14 protein-coding genes, 1 tRNA gene and 3 pseudogenes are annotated in these 20059 nt (G+C 61.4%); 4 read left to right on the forward strand and 14 right to left on the reverse strand.

Annotated elements, in window-relative coordinates:
- Window positions 1-38: 38 nt before the first annotated feature.
- The gene (msrA, locus tag GLR48_RS04635) at window positions 39-701 is read left to right on the forward strand and encodes a peptide-methionine (S)-S-oxide reductase MsrA (protein WP_272911369.1); all 663 of its coding nucleotides are present in this window, start codon (window positions 39-41) and stop codon (window positions 699-701) included.
- Here the strand turns inward: msrA and GLR48_RS04640 are convergent.
- Window positions 695-1576 carry a ribokinase gene (locus GLR48_RS04640; protein WP_237059136.1) on the reverse strand — a complete coding sequence of 294 codons (882 nt, stop codon included), beginning with the start codon at window positions 1574-1576 and terminating at the stop codon, window positions 695-697. The genes msrA and GLR48_RS04640 overlap by 7 nt on opposite strands.
- Before the next feature lie 21 nt (window positions 1577-1597).
- Complete coding sequence (locus GLR48_RS04645) at window positions 1598-3853, reverse strand: NADP-dependent malic enzyme (protein ID WP_237059137.1); 2256 nt, start codon at window positions 3851-3853, stop codon at window positions 1598-1600.
- A gap of 112 nt (window positions 3854-3965) precedes the next feature.
- Between GLR48_RS04645 and mutS the strand changes: the two genes are divergently transcribed.
- Entirely contained in the window at window positions 3966-6593 is a 2628-nt protein-coding gene (gene mutS, locus GLR48_RS04650; RefSeq protein WP_237059138.1) for a DNA mismatch repair protein MutS, read from the forward strand.
- Window positions 6594-7480: 887 nt separating this feature from the next.
- Here mutS and GLR48_RS04655 read toward each other — a convergent pair.
- From GLR48_RS04655 to GLR48_RS04690, 8 genes and pseudogenes are all read right to left on the reverse strand, one after another.
- On the reverse strand, window positions 7481-7786 hold the full coding sequence (locus tag GLR48_RS04655; protein ID WP_237059140.1) for a hypothetical protein: 306 nt from the start codon (window positions 7784-7786) through the stop codon (window positions 7481-7483).
- Between the two features lie 5 nt (window positions 7787-7791).
- Window positions 7792-8184 (reverse strand): ISAs1 family transposase, encoded by a 393-nt coding sequence (locus tag GLR48_RS04660; RefSeq protein WP_442915755.1) that lies wholly within the window; start codon window positions 8182-8184, stop codon window positions 7792-7794.
- A gap of 368 nt (window positions 8185-8552) precedes the next feature.
- Complete coding sequence (locus GLR48_RS04665; protein ID WP_237059142.1) at window positions 8553-10166, reverse strand: hypothetical protein; 1614 nt, start codon at window positions 10164-10166, stop codon at window positions 8553-8555.
- A complete protein-coding gene (locus GLR48_RS04670; protein ID WP_237059144.1) occupies window positions 10163-10927 on the reverse strand; it encodes a GNAT family N-acetyltransferase in 765 nt (254 codons plus the stop codon). Before GLR48_RS04670 ends, GLR48_RS04665 begins: the two co-directional genes overlap by 4 nt.
- Window positions 10917-11312, reverse strand: coding sequence for a GtrA family protein (locus GLR48_RS04675; RefSeq protein ID WP_237059146.1), 396 nt, complete (start codon window positions 11310-11312; stop codon window positions 10917-10919). The genes GLR48_RS04670 and GLR48_RS04675 overlap by 11 nt, the downstream gene beginning before the upstream one ends.
- A complete protein-coding gene (locus GLR48_RS04680) occupies window positions 11305-12306 on the reverse strand; it encodes a glycosyltransferase family 2 protein (RefSeq protein WP_237059148.1) in 1002 nt (333 codons plus the stop codon). Before GLR48_RS04680 ends, GLR48_RS04675 begins: the two co-directional genes overlap by 8 nt.
- Window positions 12303-13460 (reverse strand): dTDP-4-amino-4,6-dideoxygalactose transaminase, encoded by a 1158-nt coding sequence (rffA, locus tag GLR48_RS04685; protein WP_237059150.1) that lies wholly within the window; start codon window positions 13458-13460, stop codon window positions 12303-12305. The genes GLR48_RS04680 and rffA overlap by 4 nt, the downstream gene beginning before the upstream one ends.
- 203 nt (window positions 13461-13663) lie before the next feature.
- A pseudogene (locus GLR48_RS04690) lies at window positions 13664-13786 on the reverse strand (IS5/IS1182 family transposase); the annotation flags it as partial.
- Between the two features lie 340 nt (window positions 13787-14126).
- Here GLR48_RS04690 and GLR48_RS04695 point away from each other — a divergent pair.
- Window positions 14127-14285: pseudogene (locus GLR48_RS04695) on the forward strand (transposase); the annotation flags it as partial.
- 157 nt (window positions 14286-14442) lie between these two features.
- A pseudogene (locus GLR48_RS04700) lies at window positions 14443-15761 on the forward strand (IS3 family transposase).
- 75 nt (window positions 15762-15836) lie between these two features.
- Here the strand turns inward: GLR48_RS04700 and GLR48_RS04705 are convergent.
- The 4 genes from GLR48_RS04705 to GLR48_RS04720 form a co-directional block, all read right to left on the reverse strand.
- Window positions 15837-17024, reverse strand: a complete 1188-nt coding sequence (locus tag GLR48_RS04705) for a tyrosine-type recombinase/integrase (protein ID WP_237059152.1) — start codon at window positions 17022-17024, stop codon at window positions 15837-15839.
- A gap of 165 nt (window positions 17025-17189) precedes the next feature.
- Window positions 17190-17265: transfer RNA gene (locus GLR48_RS04710), tRNA-Thr, on the reverse strand.
- Between the two features lie 44 nt (window positions 17266-17309).
- The gene (locus GLR48_RS04715) at window positions 17310-18764 is read right to left on the reverse strand and encodes a heme biosynthesis protein HemY (protein ID WP_237059154.1); all 1455 of its coding nucleotides are present in this window, start codon (window positions 18762-18764) and stop codon (window positions 17310-17312) included.
- 11 nt (window positions 18765-18775) lie between these two features.
- Entirely contained in the window at window positions 18776-20002 is a 1227-nt protein-coding gene (locus GLR48_RS04720) for a COG4223 family protein (protein ID WP_237059156.1), read from the reverse strand.
- Window positions 20003-20059 lie beyond the last annotated feature (57 nt).

Raw genomic sequence — 20059 nt, forward strand, 5'->3', positions numbered from 1 at the left:
CTAGGGGATGCAGGTTGGCCGCAACAGGAGGAACCGACATGATCCATTTCTTTCGCCATCTGACCACCGCTGCCACGGGACTTGCGGCGGCAGCCACCCTGACACTGGCGCCACAGGGCGCGCGCGCTGCAACAGAGACCGCCATCGTCGCCGGCGGCTGCTTCTGGTGCGTCGAATCCGATTTCGAGAGCGTGAAGGGCGTGGGTGACGTGATTTCGGGCTATACCGGCGGCACGACGGCCAATCCGACCTACAAGCAGGTCGGGCGCGGTGGCACCGGGCATTACGAGGCGGTCGAGATCCCCTTCGACAACAGCGTCATCAGCTACCGCGAGATCATGGACCTGTTCTTCCGCAGCGTCGATCCCGTGGACGCGGGCGGGCAGTTCTGCGACCGGGGCGACCAGTATCGCACGGCGATCTTCGTGCAGACGCAAGCGCAGGCGGATGCGGCGGCGGCCGCCAAGGCCGATGCGCAAAAGGCGCTGGGCCAGCAGATCGTCACGCCGATCGTGCAGGCGGGGCAATTCTATCGCGCCGAGGATTATCACCAGGATTATTACAAGGGTGACAAGCTGATCCTGACCCGGGGCGGGCCGAAGCGGCAGAGCGAGGCTTATGATTTCTATCGCACCGGCTGTGGCCGCGATGCGCGGATTCAGCAGCTTTGGGGATCGTCAGCGCCCTTTGTGCATCACTGACGGGCGGTTCCGGGTCTGAAATCCTCCAGCTCTTTCAGATCCGGAATGACGTCTGCCGTGCCGTGGCGCGTGACCATCAGCGCCGCGGCCCGCATGGCGAGGTTGATCGCCTGCGCCATCGGGTGCCCCCGGTCGAGGCCCGCGAGGACGTAGCCGGTAAAGGTGTCGCCTGCCCCGGTCGTATCCACCGGCGTCACCGGGATCGAATCGAAATGGCGTTTGCCCTGCGGTCCGAACCAGTCGGCCCCGTCAGCCCCCAGCGTCACGATTACGTCGCGCACACCCAGTGTTTCGGGGGTCTGCCCGGTGGCATGTTCCAGTTGCTTGGCCTCGACCGCGTTCATGAACAACAGGTCGAGGTGCGGCAGAACCGCCTGCACCCGGTCGGCGTCGAAGGGGGCGGCGGCGTAGGCGACCTTCAATCCCATCTTCTTGCCCAGCGTGGCGGCGGTGCGTTGCAGATTCGTCTCGTTCTGGATCAGCAGCCAGTCGCCGGTTTCCGCCTCGGCCATCGCTTCTTGCAGGATCGCCTGCGGGATCGCGTCGTTGGCACCGGGGAAGAGGATGATCATATTCTCGCCGTTGGCATCGACGGCGATGACGGCCTGCGCCGTGTCTTCGTCCACCCGCGCGATAAAGCGGGTGTCGACGCCGTATTCCATCAGCCGGTCCACCGCCCATTCGCCGTCGTCGCCCACCGCACCGATGTGATGCACGACGGCGGCGGCGCGGGCAGCGGCGACGGACATGTTGGTGCCTTTGCCGCCCAGAAAGATCTCTCGTTCCGTGGCGGCGAGCGTTTCACCGGGGCCGGGGATATGCGGCACGGCGTAGATGAAGTCGGCGTTGATCGATCCGAGGTTCCAGATGGCCATTTTTTCAGTTCCTTTCGGCGTTCATCCGACCTTGCAGGCCGCAATCACGGCCATGTTGAGGATGTCGTTCACCGTGCTGACGGTCGAACAGATCTGGATCGGCTTGTCGATGCCCGACAGGATCGGGCCGATCACCGTCGCCCCCGCCATTTCCTGCAGCAGCTTGACGCTGATGCTGGCGGAGTGGCGGGCGGGGACGACCAGCACGTTGGCAGGCCCTGTCAGTCGGCTGAATGGATATTGCGCCTGTGCGGCGGGGTTCAGGGCGACGTCCACGGTCATCTCGCCCTCGTATTCGAAATCGACACCGCGCGCGTCAAGGACCGTGGGCGCGATATGCATCTTTTCGGCCCGTTCCGAGACGGGGTAGCCGAAGGTCGAGAACGACAGGAAGGCGACGCGCGGTTCCAGTCCCAGGTCACGCGCGACGGCGGCGCCGCGTTCGGCAATGTCGGCAAGGTCGTTCTGGTCGGGCCATTCGTGGACCAGCGTGTCGGCGATCAGCACGATGCGGCCCCGGTTCAGCACGGCGGTGACACCGACAGCGCCGTCGTGGGGGCCCGCGTCAAAGACGTGGTTGATCAGTTCCAGCACATGGGCAGACTTGCGCGTGGCACCGGTCACCATGCCATCCGCATGGCCGTGGGCCAGCATGAGCGCCGCAAAGACGTGCCGGTCGCGGGCGGCCAGACGGTGCACGTCCTGCCGGTCGTGGCCCTTGCGTTGCAGCCGGTCGTAAAGGAAGGCCTTGTAGGTTTCGAGGTGCGGCGTGTTGGCGGCGTTGACGATCTCCAGCTCCTCGATCGCGTCGGCCAGACCTTCGGCGGTCAGCATCGCGTGGACATCCTTGGTCCGGCCAACGATCAGCGCCTTGCCCAACCCCTGCCGCTGATAGGCGATGGCGGCGCGCAGCACGCGGGGATCGTCGCCTTCGGTGAAGATGACAGAGGCTTGTGCCGCCCGCGCCCGTGCGTTCAGGCCACGCAGGATGTTCGCGGTCGGATCCATGCGGGATTTCAGGGACGCCTCGTAGGCGTCCATGTCGATGATCGGACGCCGCGCGACGCCGGTCGCCATGCCGGCGCGTGCCACGGCCGGTGGGATGCGGTGGATCAGGCGGGGATCGAAGGGCGTCGGGATGATGTAGTCGCGACCGAAGGTCAGTTTCTTGCCGTAAGCGACGGCGACCTCTTCCGGCACGTCCTCGCGCGCCAGTTGGGCGAGGGCATGGGCGCAGGCGATCTTCATCTCGTCATTGATGGCGCGGGCGTGGATATCGAGGGCACCGCGGAAGAGATAGGGAAAGCCAAGGACGTTGTTGACCTGATTGGGATAATCAGAGCGTCCAGTGGCGACGATGGCATCCTGACGGACGGCGTGGGCCTCTTCCGGCGTAATCTCTGGATCCGGGTTCGCCATGGCGAAGATGACCGGATTGGGGGCCATGTCGGCCACCATCTGGGCGGTCACGGCGCCCTTTGCGCTGACGCCGAGGAACACGTCGGCCTCCTTCATCGCGTCAGCGAGGCTGCGGGCGGGCGTGTTGGCGGCGTGGGCCGATTTCCACTGGTTCATGCCCTCGGTCCGGCCCTGATAGATGACGCCCTTGGTGTCGCACATGATGCAGTTGTCGTGTTTTGCACCCATCGCCTTGAGCAGTTCCAGACAGGCGATGCCGGCCGCACCCGCCCCGTTCAGGACGATCCGCACATCCTCGATCTTCTTGCCGCTGATATGCAGCGCGTTCAGCAGCCCGGCGGCGCAGATCACGGCGGTGCCATGCTGGTCGTCGTGAAAGACGGGGATATCCATCTCTTCCTTCAGGCGCTGTTCGATGATGAAACATTCGGGCGCCTTGATGTCTTCAAGGTTGATGCCGCCGAAGGTCGGGCCCATCAGACGCACGGCGTTGCAGAAGGCGTCGGGGTCTTCGGTGTCCAGTTCGATGTCGATGGAATTGACGTCGGCGAAGCGCTTGAACAGGACCGACTTGCCTTCCATCACCGGTTTTGACGCCAGCGCACCGAGGTTGCCCAAGCCGAGCACAGCCGTGCCGTTCGAGATGACGGCGACGAGGTTACCCTTGTTCGTATAGTCATAGGCAGTTGCCGGGTCGGCGTGGATTTCCTGACAGGGGATTGCGACGCCGGGCGAATAGGCAAGGCTGAGGTCGCGCTGGGTCGTCATGGGGACGGTGGCCTGCACCTCCCACTTGCCGGGGGTTGGTGCGATATGGAACGTCAGCGCGTCCTCGCGGGTAATCTTTTGACGTGTCATCTTGCCCTCCCCGGCATTGAGCGATCAGGTGTAGCGCGGCGGCCTTTGCCGCTCAACGGCTTTCATCGTCCGCTTTGGAATGCTAGCAAATTCCGAACGCCGGGGGATGATGATGAACGAGACCGTGACGCCGATGATGGCGCAGTATTTGGACCTGAAGGCAGGTTATCCGGATGCGATCCTGTTCTACCGGATGGGCGATTTCTACGAGATGTTTTTTGACGATGCGGTGGCGGCTGCCGCGGCCCTGGATATCGCGCTGACCAAGCGCGGCAAGCATCTGGGCGAGGATATCGCCATGTGCGGCGTGCCGGTGCACAGTGCCGAAGGTTACCTTTTGACACTGATCCGCAAGGGGTTCCGGGTTGCCGTCTGCGAACAGATGGAAGACCCGGCCGAGACGAAGAAGCGCGGATCGAAGTCCGTCGTCAAACGCGATGTCGTGCGGCTGGTGACCCCCGGCACGCTGACAGAGGATACCTTGCTGGATGCGCGGCGGCACAACTTCCTGGCGGCCATTGCACAGGTGCGCGATGCGACGGCGCTGGCCTGGGTCGACATCTCGACCGGGGCGCTGCGGGTCATGGCCTGTTCCGCGGTGGGACTGGGACCGGAACTGGCCCGCCTGTCGCCGCGCGAGGTGCTGGTCGCGGACGGGGCAGAGGCGGATTTCCGCGAGACCGTCACGGAAAACGGCGGCAGCCTGACGTCATTGGGCCGGTCCGCCTTTGACAGCACGCAGGGCGAAAAACGCCTGTGCGCGCTGTTCGGGGTCGGATCGCTGGATGCGTTCGGGGCCTTCAGCCGGGCCGAGGTCGCGGCGTTGGCGGGGCTGGTCGAATACCTCGACATCACGCAAAAGGGCCAGTTGCCGCTGTTGCGCCCGCCGGTGCAGGAAAACCGCGAGGCGATCATGCAGATCGACGCGGCGACACGGCGGTCGCTGGAACTGACGCACGCGATGGGCGGCGGGCGGGCGGGGTCGCTGCTGGATGCCATCGACCGGACGGTGACGGCAGCGGGCGCGCGCCTGCTGGAACGGCGCCTGTCGTCGCCGTCGCGCCGGCTGGACGTCATTACCGCCCGGCAAGAGGCGGTCGCGGCGCTGGTGGAGGACCCCACCTTGACCGCCGATCTGCGCGATCTGCTGCGCGGGGCGCACGATCTGGATCGCGCGCTGTCACGGCTGGCACTGGACCGCGGCGGCCCCCGCGACATGGCTGCGATCCGCAATACCATCGGGCAGGCATCACGTCTGCATCAGACACTAAACAAGCCGAACCTGCCCGATACGCTGGCGCAGGTGCTGCGCGATCTGATCGGCCACGATGATCTGCTGGCGTTGCTGGACGCGGCCCTCGTCGCCGAGCCGCCCTTGCTGGCCCGCGACGGCGGTTTCATTGCGGCGGGTTACAACGAAGCGCTGGATTCGGCACGCAGGTTGCGCGACGAAGGCCGCAGCGTGATCGCGCAGATGCAGGCGGATTTCATCGCGCAGACCGGAATCAACGCGCTGAAGATCAAGCACAATAACGTGCTGGGCTACTTCATCGAGACGACGTCGACCCACGCGGACCGGATGCTGGCACCGCCGCTGTCAGAGACGTTCATTCACCGCCAGACCACGGCCAATCAGGTGCGTTTCACGACCGTCGAGCTGAACGAGATCGAATCCCGCATCCTGAACGCGGGCGGCGAAGCGCTGGAGATCGAAAAGCGGCTTTACGCCACGCTGTCCGAATCCGTCCTTGCGGCGCACGCCGCCCTCGGGCAGCTGGCCCGCGCCCTGGCCGAGATCGACCTGTCCGCAGCCTTGGCCCATCTGGCGCGTCAGGACGGGTGGGTGCGACCCGTCATCGACGACAGCCGGGCGTTTCACGTGACCGGCGGCCGGCATCCGGTGGTAGAGGAGGCGCTGCGCAAGTCCGGCACGCCTTTCGTCGCCAACGATTGCGACCTGACAGAGACGCCGATCTGGCTGCTGACCGGGCCAAACATGGCGGGCAAGTCGACCTACCTGAGGCAGAACGCGCTGATCGCCGTGCTGGCGCAGATGGGCGCCTTCGTGCCCGTCACTGCGGCGCGGATCGGCATCGTCAGCCAGATCTTCAGCCGGGTCGGCGCCAGCGACGATCTGGCGCGAGGGCGGTCGACCTTCATGGTCGAGATGGTCGAGACGGCCGCGATCCTGAACCAGGCCGACGATCGCGCCTTGGTCATCCTTGACGAGATCGGCCGCGGCACGGCCACCTACGACGGTCTGTCGATTGCCTGGGCTACGCTGGAGCATTTGCACGACGTCAACCGCTGCCGCGCGCTCTTCGCCACGCATTACCACGAGATGAGCAGCCTGTCGGCCAAGCTGGCCGGCGTGGACAATGCGACGGTCAGCGTGAAGGAATGGGACGGCGACGTGATCTTTCTGCACGAGGTCAGGAAGGGCACCGCAGATCGCAGCTATGGCGTGCAGGTGGCGCGTCTGGCCGGTCTGCCCGCCGCCGTCGTCGCCCGCGCCAAGGTCGTGCTGGAGGCCTTGGAAAAGGGCGAACGCGAAGGCGGTGCCGCGCGGCGCGCGGTCATCGACGATCTGCCCCTGTTCGCCGCGATCCCCACACCGCCGCCGGCCACCGCGAAAAGTTCAGTCGTCGAAGACCGCCTGCGCGGCGTCCTGCCAGACGATCTGACGCCAAAGGATGCGCTGGCCTTGATTTATGAGCTGCGCAACTTGCTGAAAGAGTGATTGCGACAGATACGCCGCGGGCAATGCGACCTGCCGGTGGCAGGAGAAAGCGCCTTGGACCGCGTCATTCAGTCAGGATGAATTTGTGGTGCGCACGAGGGAATCACATAAGACGTTCAATTCATTGATTAAATTATTATAAATAATCTAATTATAAATTGTTACCCCCAATGATACCGCCAATTTAACGCGGAGGGCTGTGAAGCTTGGGTTGAAGTCTAATTTTTATACTACTTACAGGCACTTAGGAAGTTTTCCGCGTGACTGAAGCGACTGCTTGCACTTGCTGATCCGTTTGGGTTGCGTTTAAGTGCACCACGCGGGCGGTCGACCGCTATGGGCGGCGTTGGGTCCCTGCTGGTTGTAGAATGTGATCCAGCTTCGGACTTGGGCCCGTGTTTGGGACTCGGTTTGCCAGCTTGCAGATAGAAGAAGTCATATATCAGGGGCCGCCCGAGAAGCTCGATGAAGATGTTGTCCAGATAGCGATGGTTTTATCACTCACCACAATGGCACATTTCGATGCCCTCAGGAGCGGCATCAACGTCATCATTAAAGCTCCTGACAGGACTGATGTGAACGGCAGGTCAGAACCATAGCGGACCTTTGTCACTGCGGCCAATGATCTTACGATCACTTTCGATGGCCTGGGGACGAGATAACTTGGTCATTCGCCAAGCCTGCACCTCAAATGGTCTCAAACATCCTACGTACGTTTTTATGCTTCCGCATCGCCACTAGACACAGGTCTTAATCCACCCTTTGCAACGTAAAAATACAACCATTCTCACCCATGACCAAAGCCTGATCTACCGGTGCTTTGATTATACAATCAAGGGCTGACCAATAGGCCAGCCCTTTACGTCGACTCAAGTCGACGTGTTTACTTACTGTGTGTCGGATGCGGCATTGCCGCCTGCACCTGCGACGGCGGCAACGACAGCGGCTGCACCGATCAGACCAGCAGCTCCGCCGGCACCCAGACCACCAAAGAGGGGAACGAAGCCGGTGACGTCATCTTCGTTGCATGTCGCCATAATTGTGTTTTCTTCGGTCAGGGTAGCACTTGCTACACCGGCATCACCACAAACACCGGACTGTTCCGCAGCCAGCAGGTACGGATCTTCTGCTTCGTCAGCTGCATGACCGACAACAGGTGCCAGCGCAAATGTCGCCGCGAGTATCGATTTCAATCACGTCATGATGGGCCTTTGGACGTGTCACGTCGGACGACATCCAGAGCGCGGCGGCGCAGCACCGCGATGTTGCCCGGACCGTTGTCCTTTCGGTTGCGTGCAGCGTCTTCACGGAACGAGACGTCAAGCTGCCAATGCAAATCGTTTTCGATGGCCCATTGGTCGCGCACCGTGGTCAGCAAGACCTCGGGTGTCGGCATCCAGGACAGGGCGAAATAGCGCGTCTGGGAGGTCACTTTGCCTCCGGTATCGCGGGTTGCATCAATCTTGGCGAACCCTTTAAGACCCGGAAATTCATGATATTCGCTCAGTGCTTTAGCCGATACGACGTAAGCGACAAGGCAGCCATGTGGGTTAATGGGCTGCCTGTTTGGGGTTAGGTTTGCTTCGTTCACGTAAGCGCCGGGGTTCTATTTCTACGACCAGTTCTACGCCTATGTCTGCGCATGGTATCTCCGTTTTCAATCCAATAGAGGCTATCGCTCCCATCTTACCGATGGCGGACTTGGCCTACACAGATGATCAGAGGTTTTGTTATGCAGCAATGTTGATCTCAGAAGGGCTTTAAGCTGTTTGGTCCCCTTCGTGTTCAAACATCGCAGGTAAGGACTGCAAAAACGAAGTTGAGGCGCAGGGTGCCGAAATCCAAAACTTCGCAGGGAGTGAACTTCGTGTAGAGTAGCGTTCTATAGCCGTATTAGTCTGCATGGGCGACCTCATCACCGCTCCAAAAACCCTCGAAAATCTGATAAAAACACAACATCTAATCTGCGATGTAGCATAAGTCCTCGGGAATGTTTCGCCGCACATACAAGGTCCACAAACTTGATCTTCGGCAGACCCTGAACTCCTCCCCCATCTTCGTGATCAATTCGCGGTTCACCATTTTCTGTCTCGGCCAGTCGATCGATATCATGACCGTATCCACATCGTCTGGGAGCGGACTCGGATCGGTAAAATATACAAGATTGGTAGTAGGCCACACAGGAAAGGACGCAACGGGGCGCGATCCCGTCGGCATCGTGAAATCGAACTGACGGCCGTTCGAGATGATGCCATGGGTCTTCATCGCGGGAATGCCCTGCAAGAGCGCGATCCCGTCGGAAAACATCGTGTATTTGTCTTTTTCGGTCCCATTCTCGGGGACGTCCTGCCGCGTTTCATCGGCGCGGTCGGCCAAGACGCCCGTGTCGGCCCCAGGTTTCAGATCTTCGAGAGAAAGCACGACGTAATCTTTCGCGGGACCGCTTGCGACAAGGGATGCATCCCGGTTGATCACCGACAGTCCCAGGGCCGATGCCGCGCAAACGAAAGCCGGCAGGATGATGAAATAGGCCATGGTGGCAGGCAGGATCCTGACCAGAAAGTCTTGACGCGGGCGGCGATCTTTCCCGCCATCTGTTTCGACGTCGCGGCATTTCAGCCCTATAACGGTCAGGATCGGCAACAAAATCAGGTCGGCCGAACTGTTCATCGTCAAGATGGCGGCGCCGTATCCGCACATCAGGACGAGAACCGCCAAAATCATTCTCATGCCGCTCTTGTTGTATCTCAGCATCAGCCACCCGATGAAGATGATGGCCCAAGCCTGTCTGATCATGATCCCGGCGATTCTGACGAGAAAATACGCCAGACTGGTGCTTTCCGCAGCCATCGACCCCAAGAGGTAATTCAGCGATCCGAAAAAACGGACCATGCCGGGGTCCATGACCAGCATCCCTGCACAGGCCCCCAGCACCACGAACGCCGCCGACAGCCTGCGCGCCTGAATGAGGCAGGCCAGAACGACGCAGGGTCCGAACACGGCGAATGTCGGCTTCAGGAGGGCTAGGGCATAAACGACGATGCCTGCGAGCAAGGCCGTGGCCATCTCGACCTTTCTGGATCGGGCCTTTTGTAAGCAAAACACCGTGATCGCCATCATCAGGACAATGGCTGCATGATTATATGCGAACGAGTGCGCAATCTGGGGTCGATTTATGAAACCTAATTCGATCGGCAACAAGGACAGAAGCAGTGCGGATGAAATTGCCGTCAGCAGGGCCAGTCCCGCTGACGGCAAGCGCTGCCAGCCGAGTGCCCAGAGCGTGGCGACACATGCGACGCCCATCATGGCGAAGGCATAGTTTATGGCGTAGTAGGTTGCCCCGAAAAGCTGGAACGCCCAGGTCACGAATTGCGCGGTGACACCCCCGTAGAAATGCGGGTAATCAATGACGGGACGCAGACCATGCACCCCGCGCCACCCCAAATTTGCAAGAAAGACGGTATCGTCCATATGCTTGGTGTCGACGAGAACCGGTTGTAGGAGCAGCATCACGAGAAAGGACGCGGCAAGGATCAGGTGAATGAGGACAGGCAGTCTTTGGCGCGTCATAGGGCGACCTGCGTTTCCTGGCCGACCGGGTACCACTTGTGAAATGTGTGGAACGCGTGATCGACGTGGAAGTCCCGGCGGGACCACACGCGCTGGACCGTATAGTTGTTCAGTTGCGTCGACGTGATGAGGCGGGCCTGCGCCGCATCGGCGACCGCGCTGCGGGCGTGGTCGATCACGGCAGATACGAGGTGGCCATAGATGCCACCGCCCTGTGCTGCGGGGTCCACGGCGTTCAGCACGATTTCCCATTCATCCGGCGCGTTGCGGCGCAGGGTCAGGAACCCGGAAATCTGCCGGTTCAGGCCAGCGACCAGAACCGGACGGTCGGCCGTCACGTTCCGGATGCTCGTCTCTGCCCATTCCACATAGGCGGCGTCGGCAGACAGTCTCTCAAGCTTCGGGTCGGAATGAAAATGTCCGACGTAATTGCGAAAGGCCGCGCGGGCCACTTGGCCGACCGCAGTCACGTCGTCGGGCGTCGCAAGCCGGACGACGATTGCGGTCTGTGCGGACCGGACCGTGCAAGTCGTCTGTAGGCCACGTGCCCAATAGACGAGGCTGTCCATCAGCAGGTGGCCATCCGCCTCCAGCGCGTGGATGCGGTCGTGGTCGGCGCAATCGATGCGGGTCGTCAGCATCGCGACGTCAAGGCGGCGGGCCGCAGCGTTCAGGGCCTCCGGGGTGGCCTGTGCATCCGTCGTGCGGGCAAGGACCACACCAAAGCGGCGGCTGCCCAGGTGATCGATTTCAATCGGCATCTTGCATTTTCCCGAATTTGAGCAAGCGTAAGGATACATAGATCACGACGGCCGTCAGGCCGATGTTGAAGATCTGGGCCAACTGGGGCGGCAACCAGATCAGCAGTATGCGCAACATGACCAGTGTCGCGCAGAACCCGATGGCATAGGCGGTCAGGAACTTCGGCACCTCGCGGCTATGCCGTGCCGTGCTTTCGAAGGTCCAAATCCGGTTGAGCCAGTAGCTCATCGCAACGCCTGCGACGTAGCAGATGCCGGCCGACACCAGCGGACCGGTCCCCGCCCAGACGAGTGCGACGAAGGCAAGGTAGAGGACCAGGTTGTTCACGATGCCGACGATACCGTAACGGGTCAGCGTGCGGGCTTCCCGGCGCAGTCTAGTCACGCCGGACCGCGTCTTGCGTCAAAACCGCACTGAACGGATGACGTCCGTCCGGCTCGAAGGTCGTGTGCATCACCGAGAGGCGCGGCCTGCCGCGCACTTCCGCGAAAATGCGGCCGATGTAGAGTCCGTGGATCCCCAGAGTTACCATAATCAGTCCGGACAGAAACCACACGGACAGGATGACGCTGGTCCAGCCGGCGACAGTGAAGATGTTCAGTATACGTCCCATGAACAGACAAAGAGACACGACGGCCGCGAGCGAGGAGAACGCGAATCCGGCGACAGCGCTCAGCTTGAGGGGGCGATCCGAGAACCGCACGACAATCGCCAAAGCCAGTCGCAGCAGCCGCAGAATCGAATAGCTGCTCTGTCCCGCGGCGCGGCCACTGCGGTCGACCCGCTTCTTGGCTACCGGCAGGCCGGTCAGGGCCACCATCATCGGTAGGAACACTTCCTGTTCGCGGAACTTCAGCAGCGAATTTACCATGGTGCGGCTGTAGACCCCGAAGTTACCGACATTCTTGATCTCAATCCCCGCCAGCACCTTGATCATCCGGTAGAACTGGGCAGAGGCCGCGCGGCGAAACCACGAATCCGACCATTCCCCACGATCGACGATTAGCGCGTGGGCAGTATTGGTCTGCGCATCCGCAAACAGGGCAGGCAGGACCGCCGGATCGTCCTGCAGATCGCAGTCGATCACCGCGGTCCAAGCCCCCCGGCAAACCTCAAGCCCGGCCCAGATGGCCAAGTGCTGGCCGTGGTTGCGTGTTAGCCGGACCCCCCTGATGCGCGGATCGTTCTGTGTCAACTCAAGGATCAGCGGCCAAGGACGGTCCGGTGCGTTGTCGTCGACGAGGATCAGTTCCCACGTCAAACCGCTGTTATCCATGGTCTGCGTAACGCGTGCGACCAGCTTGGCCAGACAATCACGGCAACCATATACCGGAGACACGATGCTAACCTCCGGCGCGTCCAACCTGACTGGTGTCATGCGCCGGACCTCTGCGGTGCGCTCTGGCTAAAGAAATCGTTGACGTGATCGATAACGTCCTCCACTTCCGACCCCAGATCGAAAAACATCGGCAGGCGCACCAGCGTGTCGGATACCCGTTTCGTAACGGCCATGTCTCCGTGCGTCCTGCTGAATTTTTCGCCCGCAGGGGCCGAATGCAGTGGGATGTAGTGGAATGGTGTTATGACATCACGCTCGCGCATAAAATTTATGAAGTCGTGCCGCATGTTCTGATCGGGCATAAGCAAATAGAACATGTGCCCATTACCGATCGTATCGGAAGGCGTGACAGGCAGTTGCACCAGTTCCCTGTCCGCCAAGGGCGTCAGGGCTTCTTGGTAGCGGTCAAACAAGGAGAGGCGCCGCGCCGAAATCGCCTTCTCCGCTTCCAGTTGAGCGCACAGGAATGACGAGATGAGCTCGCCAGGCAGGTAAGACGACCCCACATCGACCCAAGTGTACTTGTCGACATCGCCCCGGATGAACCGGGATCGGTTTGTACCTTTTTCGCGGATGATCTCGGCGCGCTCCACGAAGGCAGGATTGTTTATCGTCAGTGCGCCGCCCTCGCCGCTGATGACGTTCTTGGTTTCGTGAAAACTGAAGGCTGCAAGATCGCCCAAGCTGCCGGCAGGCCGACCCTTGTAGGTGGATCCCAGCGCCTGTGCCGCGTCCTCGACCAGGACCAGATCATGCGCACGCGCGATCTCGGCCAGCGCGTCCATATCGGCAGGAAATCCGGCATAATGCACAGCAAAGATGGCCTTGGTCTGCGGCGTGACGGCCGCGGCGACGCGGGCGGGATCGATATTCAGCGTGGCGGGGTCGATGTCGACAAAAACCGGTGTGGCCCTCCGCAGTACGATGGCATTTGCGGTGGACACGAAGGTGAAGGATGGAAGGATCACCTCGTCCCCTGGACCGAGATCACATAATAGAGCGGCCATTTCCAAGGCCGCCGTGCATGAATGAGTGACCAGTGCCTTGGGGCTCTGTGTGATTTCCTCGATCAGGGCATTGCAGCGTTTTGTATAGAAGCCGTCACCCGACAGCTGCCCACGCCTAACGGCATCACGCACATATTTGATCTCATTACCGATGAGGCTTGGCTTGTTCAGTGGGATTTTTACCATAACGAAAGATTAATCCTATTTACAAACATCAGAAGTAATTCTCCGTTTTTCACAGAAACGCGTCTGTGAAAAATGCGGCTATTGTCAGTTTTGAGCACGGATCATGCTAACAGGATCTTATTCAACTAGTCTGTACGATAAGTACACAGGGCTTTGTTGCGCAAATCAGCTTACGGACGGTTCTCCCCTTACCCCAGACGGATTTATCCCATGGCTTTTATGACAGGGATGCCAACGGCGGTGTAGCCGTTCAGGATCGCAACGCGCACCTGAATCTCGGCGACCTGGCGGTTGAAGTCTCGTGCCATCAGGCGTTGGCCCGGCAGCGAGCTAGCACCGGCATGGAACAGGATGACCAACACTACGGCCAGCGCCCGCAAGCCGTCGATGTCGGGCCGATATTTCAATGTGCTCATACAAATGGTCTCGAAAAATTCATGCAGCGCTTAACACAGACGCCACGATAGGTGCATTACTCACTCGAAATTTTTTGCAGGGCAAGGTGGAGCGGAGCTGAGGGTGTGAAACCCGCATGGGCCAGACCAGATACACAGAGTTCATGACACTCCCTTCAACGACGGCTTCGATCAATTGAAAGCGGCCATGCGTAGTGTCCGAGGACGTGGTGGAACTTCACACTGCCTTGGCAATGTAACCGGGGCGGCCAAGCTACTCAGCACGCACCCACTTGAGCGCCTGAACAAGGAAGAGAAGCGCCGGGCTGATGTCGTGAGGGTCTTTCCAAATGAAGAGTCAATCATCCGCCTGCTCGGCGCAGTTTTGTTCGAACAGAACGACGACTGGCAGAGCCAGCACCTCTATATTTGAGTGGAGGCATTCAGGCTTATCGACTTCGCCCAGATCGATCCACTTCTCAGCATCTCAACACAAGCCGCCTGACGATGTCCGCGAATGACCATGAGCTGCTGCCGGTTTTGTGGACACGAAGATAAGATCGTGACCATTGAACTGGAGAGTGGATATGACGAGACGGAAGTTTAGCCGCGAGTTCAAGATCGAGGCGGTAAGGCTGGTGACCGAGCGAGGCGTTGCGGTCGCTCAGGCGTGCCGGGACCTGGATCTTGCGGAGAGCGTGGCTCGCGTCGCTGGATGCGGGAATTGATGGGAGCGCCTGTTGCGGCGTTTCCCGGCAATGGCTTGCAACGCGCAGAATTGGCCGAGATTGCGACCCTGAAGAGAGAGGTCGCCAAGCTCAAGGCGGAGCGTGACATCCTAAAAAAGGGCGAGCCATGTGCGCCATTGGTTCGAGCACAATGGCGAGCGCCTACTTCGCGCGGGAAGCGACATGACGTTCGCTTTCGTGGCAAAGCATCGGCACATTTGGCCCCTCTCGGCGATGCACGCATCGCCGAGAGGGCAACGGGATCAGCTGGATGTGCGCGGTGCTGGGCGTCTCCCGATCCGGCTTTCATGCCTGGCTCAGAAGGCCGATAAGCGAACGCGCGGCTCAGGATGCAAAGCTCGTCCAGTCGATCGACAAGAGCTTCAAGGCCAGCGATCGCACCTATGGCGCCCGCCGGGTCTGGCGTGACGTTCTGGAAGAAGGTCTCGCATGTGGACTGCACCGGATCGAACGCTTGATGCGGCTAAATGCAATGAGAGCGCGGCCCAAACGCCGCGGGAACCCGAAGGATGACGGCGAGCGGTCGGTCATCGCCGACAACATCCTTGACCGCGACTTCACAGCAGACCGGCCGAACCAGAAGTGGCTTGCCGACTTCACCTACATCTGGACCGCAGAGGGCTGGCTCTACGTGGCGGTCGTGCTGGACCTGTTCTCCAGGGTTCGCCATTGTGCTTGAACCAATGGCGCATCAATGGCTCACCGTCGGCTGGTCCATGAAGGCGGAACGGGATGCTTCACTGGTCATGGATGCGCTGATCCCTCTCATGGTTTGCCAGTCATTCCACCGGAATGACCTGCAAACCACTGCCGGGCAGCGGATGGCCGTCTGGCGGCGCGGAAAGGCTGACGCGCTGCTCCATCACTCAGACCAAGGATCGCAATATACCAGTGAGCAGTTTCAGCGCCTGCTGCTGGACAACGGCATCATTTGCCGGGTGAGCCGTGCGGGCAATGTGTGGGACAACTCAGCAATGGAGAGCTTCTTCTCGTCGCTGAAGATCGAACGGACAGCCCGCAAGGTCTACCGCACCCGTGACGCGGCACGCGCCGACGTGTTCGACTACATCGAGCGCTTTTACAATCCGAGGCGACGGCATTCGAAGCTGGGCTATCTCAGCCCTATGGCGTTCGAGGACCGAGCTATGCAAACCTAACCCGGTGTCCACGAAACCGGCAGCAGCTCACGGGCGAGTGCGGCGGCCATGCGACGTTCCCTGTTTTCTCAGCGACTAGGATGTCTTGCAGTCGTCCAGATATCCGGCCCACCAATCCGCCAAGCGGACACGCTCATCCCAATGCTCCCCTCGCGCATATGCCCGTCGCACCTGATTCGCTTCGACGTGAGCCAAGGCGCGCTCAATCGCGTCAGGGTTCCAAAGTCCACTCTCGTTCGCCAGAGTAGAAAACGTGGCGCGAAAACCATGCGAGGTCATTTCCTCAGCGGAAAAGCCCATGCGTCGAAGTGCTGCATTTAGAGTATTCTCGCTCATGACACGCTGGGCGCTTCTGATCGACGGGAAAAGGTAGCGCCCCGATCCAGTCAGCGCCCGCAGTTCGTCGATCACGGCAATAGCTTGTGAAGGCAGTGGCACCTTGTGCGGGCGGCGCATTTTCATGCGCTCCGCAGGAATTGACCAAATGCCCGCTTCAAGATCAATGTCCGCCCATTCGGCATGTCGCAGTTCACCGGGGCGCTGGGCAAGGAGCGCCATTAGCTGCAACGCGATGCGGGTGGCCATCTGTCCTTCGAAAGCGTCCACCGCCCTCAGAAGACCGCCCAGCGCCTTTGGTTCCGTGATCGCGGCACGCGACTTCACCGTCGGCCTGATCAGCGCATCTTTAAGGGCATAGGTTGGATCGGTTTCCGCCACACCAACCGCAACAGCAAAACGAAACACCGAACCAATCTGTGCGCGTAGCCGTTTGGCGGTTTCATAGTTTCCTTTGGCTTCGACCTTGCGCAGGCATTGCAGAATCATGGGCGACGTAATCTCGGAAATTGGCTTATTGCCAAATGCTGCATTTGCCATCCCGAGCAACCAATCGGTCTTGGCCAGCGTCGCCGGCGCGCGGCCTTCCTTTATGGCCCGGCTCATAAATGCTTTGGCTTGGCTCTCGAAGGTGTGGCCGCGCCGTTCCCGGTCTTCGCGCTTGAGCTGTTGCTCCGCCTCGCCGGGGTCTTCGCCCAAGGCCAGCAATGCGCGGGCGTCATCCCGGGCGGATCGCGCCTGCGCTAAGCTGATTGCCGGATATGCGCCGAACGACAGGAGTTTCTCTTTTTCGGCGATCCGGTACTTCATCGGCCAAAGCTTCGACCCCGACGGCCGGATAGATAGAAAAAGCCCGTCAAAGTCCGATACCTTGTAAGGTTTGTCACGCGGCTTGAGCGTTCGAATCTTTGCATCTGTCAGGGGCATCTGGGGGTAACGTCATTTTCAGGTTTCCACGTTACCCCCGAAAACACCCCTCATCGGGGGGTATCGTATCGGATAAGATTGTACACCATCGGACAACCCAGTAACGTCAAAGCCCTTATATACAAGGCCTCTTCGGATGTCATCGGATTATCTGAAATGGGATTATGGTGCCGCACGAGGGATTCGAACCCCCGACCCCATCATTACGAATGATGTGCTCTACCGACTGAGCTAGTGCGGCCCCTTGGGGGTGGCATTAGCACCCCGCAGGCCTCTGGAAAAGACCTATTTTGCGTCGGCGGGATCATCCTCGGCCAAGGTGGCGTCCACGACTTCCATCTCTGGAGTCGTCACGGTCGCGGGGGGGTGGCCCACGATCAGGGGCAGCATTTCGGTCCCCGCTGGCATCGCAACTTCGCCGGTGGGCGGACGCTTCCATTCCAGCGTGTCGAAGGCCGCGCAGTTGTTGCAGACCGGCGTCCACGTCGCGTGAATATGCTGGCAGTTGTCGCAGATCCACTGCGGACCGCGGGGGGCGGTCAACGCACGCGTCAGCCAGCCGCGCACGACGGCGTCGTCGGCGCCTTCGCCGCGCTCGATCGCGGCCATCAGGGTCAGGCTGCGCGAGGTGGGATCCTCTGTCACCAGCCGGCCCAAGGCGCGTTTGGCGTCCGGAAAATGCTCTGCCGCGATGTTCAGTTCGGCCAGCAGCATCCGGGTTTCGGGATGATCGGGGTTCTGTTTCGTCAGGGCGCGGAACCGCTTGAGACGGGCTTCCGGTTGTTCCTGCGGCACGATCTCGGCAAAGGTGGCGGCGATGTCGGGGTGCGGGTTCACGCCCCATGTCTTGGCCAGAATGCGGGCCGCGTGGCGTTCGTTGTTGTTGGCGATCATGGCACGGGCCGCCATGACGGTCGCGGGGATCAGGTCCGGCGACAGCTTGTTGGCCTGAATGGCGGCCTCGCGGGCCTCCATCGACTTGCCTTCATCAAGGATGTCCTTCGCCTCTGACAGGGCCAGCACGGCGTCGCGGCGCTTGTGGACGTCGCGGGGCAGGCTGCCGGATTTCAGCTTGGCGCCCAGTGTTTCGCGCGCACCGGTCCAGTCGGCCTTTTCCGCCTGCAGTTTCAGCAGCGTGTTCTGAATTTCCTCGTGCTTTGGCTTGATTTCGAACGCCTTGCGGGCGAGGCTCAGCGCGGTATCGGTATCGCCTTCGACCAGCTTCTGGTTCATCAGGCCGCGGACGCCGACAAAGCGCGTCTCGTCCTTTTCCAGAAGTTTGCGATAGCTGGCTTCGGCGGTGCGGGTGTCGCCGGTGATTTCGGCCGCCTGTGCCATCATCAGCGTCGTCAGCTCTGGCCGATCCAGATACTTGTCGGCGCGCTTGGCCTTGGTCATCGCCAGATGCCCTTCGCCGCTGGCCAGCGCAAACAGACCTTCGGACAGCGCCTCGTAGCCCTTGCGTTCGCGGTTACGGTCAAAGTGGCGCGAGATCGCGGTTTCGTCGCCGTTCAGGAACTTGAAGACGGCGACCAGAAGCTTCAGCAGCTTGAGCACCAGCCAGACGGCGACGACAAGGGCCGCGAAGGCAAAGACCAGCTGCAGGGCGTTCAGCGTGATTTCGTAACCCGCGACCGAAATGTTGGCCCCGCCGCGCATGTCCAGCAGCTGCACGGCACCCCAAGTCAGGCCGGTGACAACGACCACGAAGGCCAGGATCTTGAGGAATGTCGTGAACATCTGTGCGGCCTTCAGTTAGCGGTCAGGGAAGCGTCAAGCTGATCGGCAGCATCGACGGCGGCGGCGCGCGCCTCGGCCTGAGCTGTCCAGTCGGACATCGCGGCGCGCGCTGATTCGGGCAGGGTGGCGATTTCGGCGAGGGCATCGTTCAGGCGGCCATTGCGCAGCGCGTCTTCGGCCCGCGACAGGACCGCGTCGGCGCTTTCGCCGTCCCGGGGTGCGACGGAGCGGACGTTCAGCTGGTTGCGCAGGAAGGACCCGAAGGCACCGGCGCTGTCGCCCGCCTCTCCTGCCGCGCGGGCGGCGGAGAGGGCGGCGCGGGACGCCTCTGGGAAGGTTTCGCGCAGGGTCGTCAGCGTCGGTGTGCCTTCGGACACGGCGGTCAGGGCGTCGGGCACGGGATCGGTCAGGGACGCGCCAAGGTCAGAGAGCGCGGCCTGCATCGGCGCGCCGCTTTCGATGGAGCCCTGCACGCGGGCCAGTGCCGCGCGGGCGGTTTCGGTGCGGGCCGCGTCGACGGCCTGCTGCTGGATCTGCTCGGCCTCGGCGCGCGTCGCGTCGATCTGGGCCTGCAGGTCGGCGCGCTGCTGTTCGACGGCCGCCTGCTGCTGGGCCAGTTCGTCCTGCTGCGCCGTGATCTGGGCACTGATCTGGTCGACGGCCTGCTGCTGCGCCTCTGGCCCGATGGCGGGTGCCTGCTGCGCCGCTTGCGCGACCTGGTCGTTCAGGGCCGCGAGGCGGCTATCGACGCTGGCGGACAGATCGCTGATCTGCTGGGTCACGCCGGACAGTTCAGCGGGTGGCGGCATGTCGTTCACCTGCGCCTGCAGCGCGTCGATCTGTCCCTGAAGGCCGCTCAGATCGACAACCTCTGGCTGGCCGAACTGAGTGTAGGCGATGCCGTAGCCGATGCCGCCGGCGACGATGCCGCCCAGCAGCAAGGGAAAGAATCCGCCCTGACGCCGTTCGGGCGCCGTTGCCTGTGCAGGCCGTGGCGCAGGTTGCGGCGCCGGGGTGTCCGGGGTGCGGCTTGTGACAGGTTCGGGCGTTGTGACGGGTTCGGCATCAGCGGTCGGGCGGGTCGCGGGGGCCGTTTCGGGCTGCGTGTGCGGTGTCAGGGTCGGCGGCGGCATGGCGGTCACTGCCGTCACCGGTTCTGGCACGGTCACGGCCTCGGTTGTCTGGTCCGCGTTCGGTTTCGCTTTCGGACTGCGCCGCTTTGCCGGTTGTGTCGCCACCAAGTTCACCATTCTGTCCTGGCCGGACCCAAGGCCCGGCATGTATCGTGGAACGTT

Source organism: Loktanella sp. M215 (genome assembly GCF_021735925.1).
Taxonomy (GTDB): domain Bacteria; phylum Pseudomonadota; class Alphaproteobacteria; order Rhodobacterales; family Rhodobacteraceae; genus Loktanella.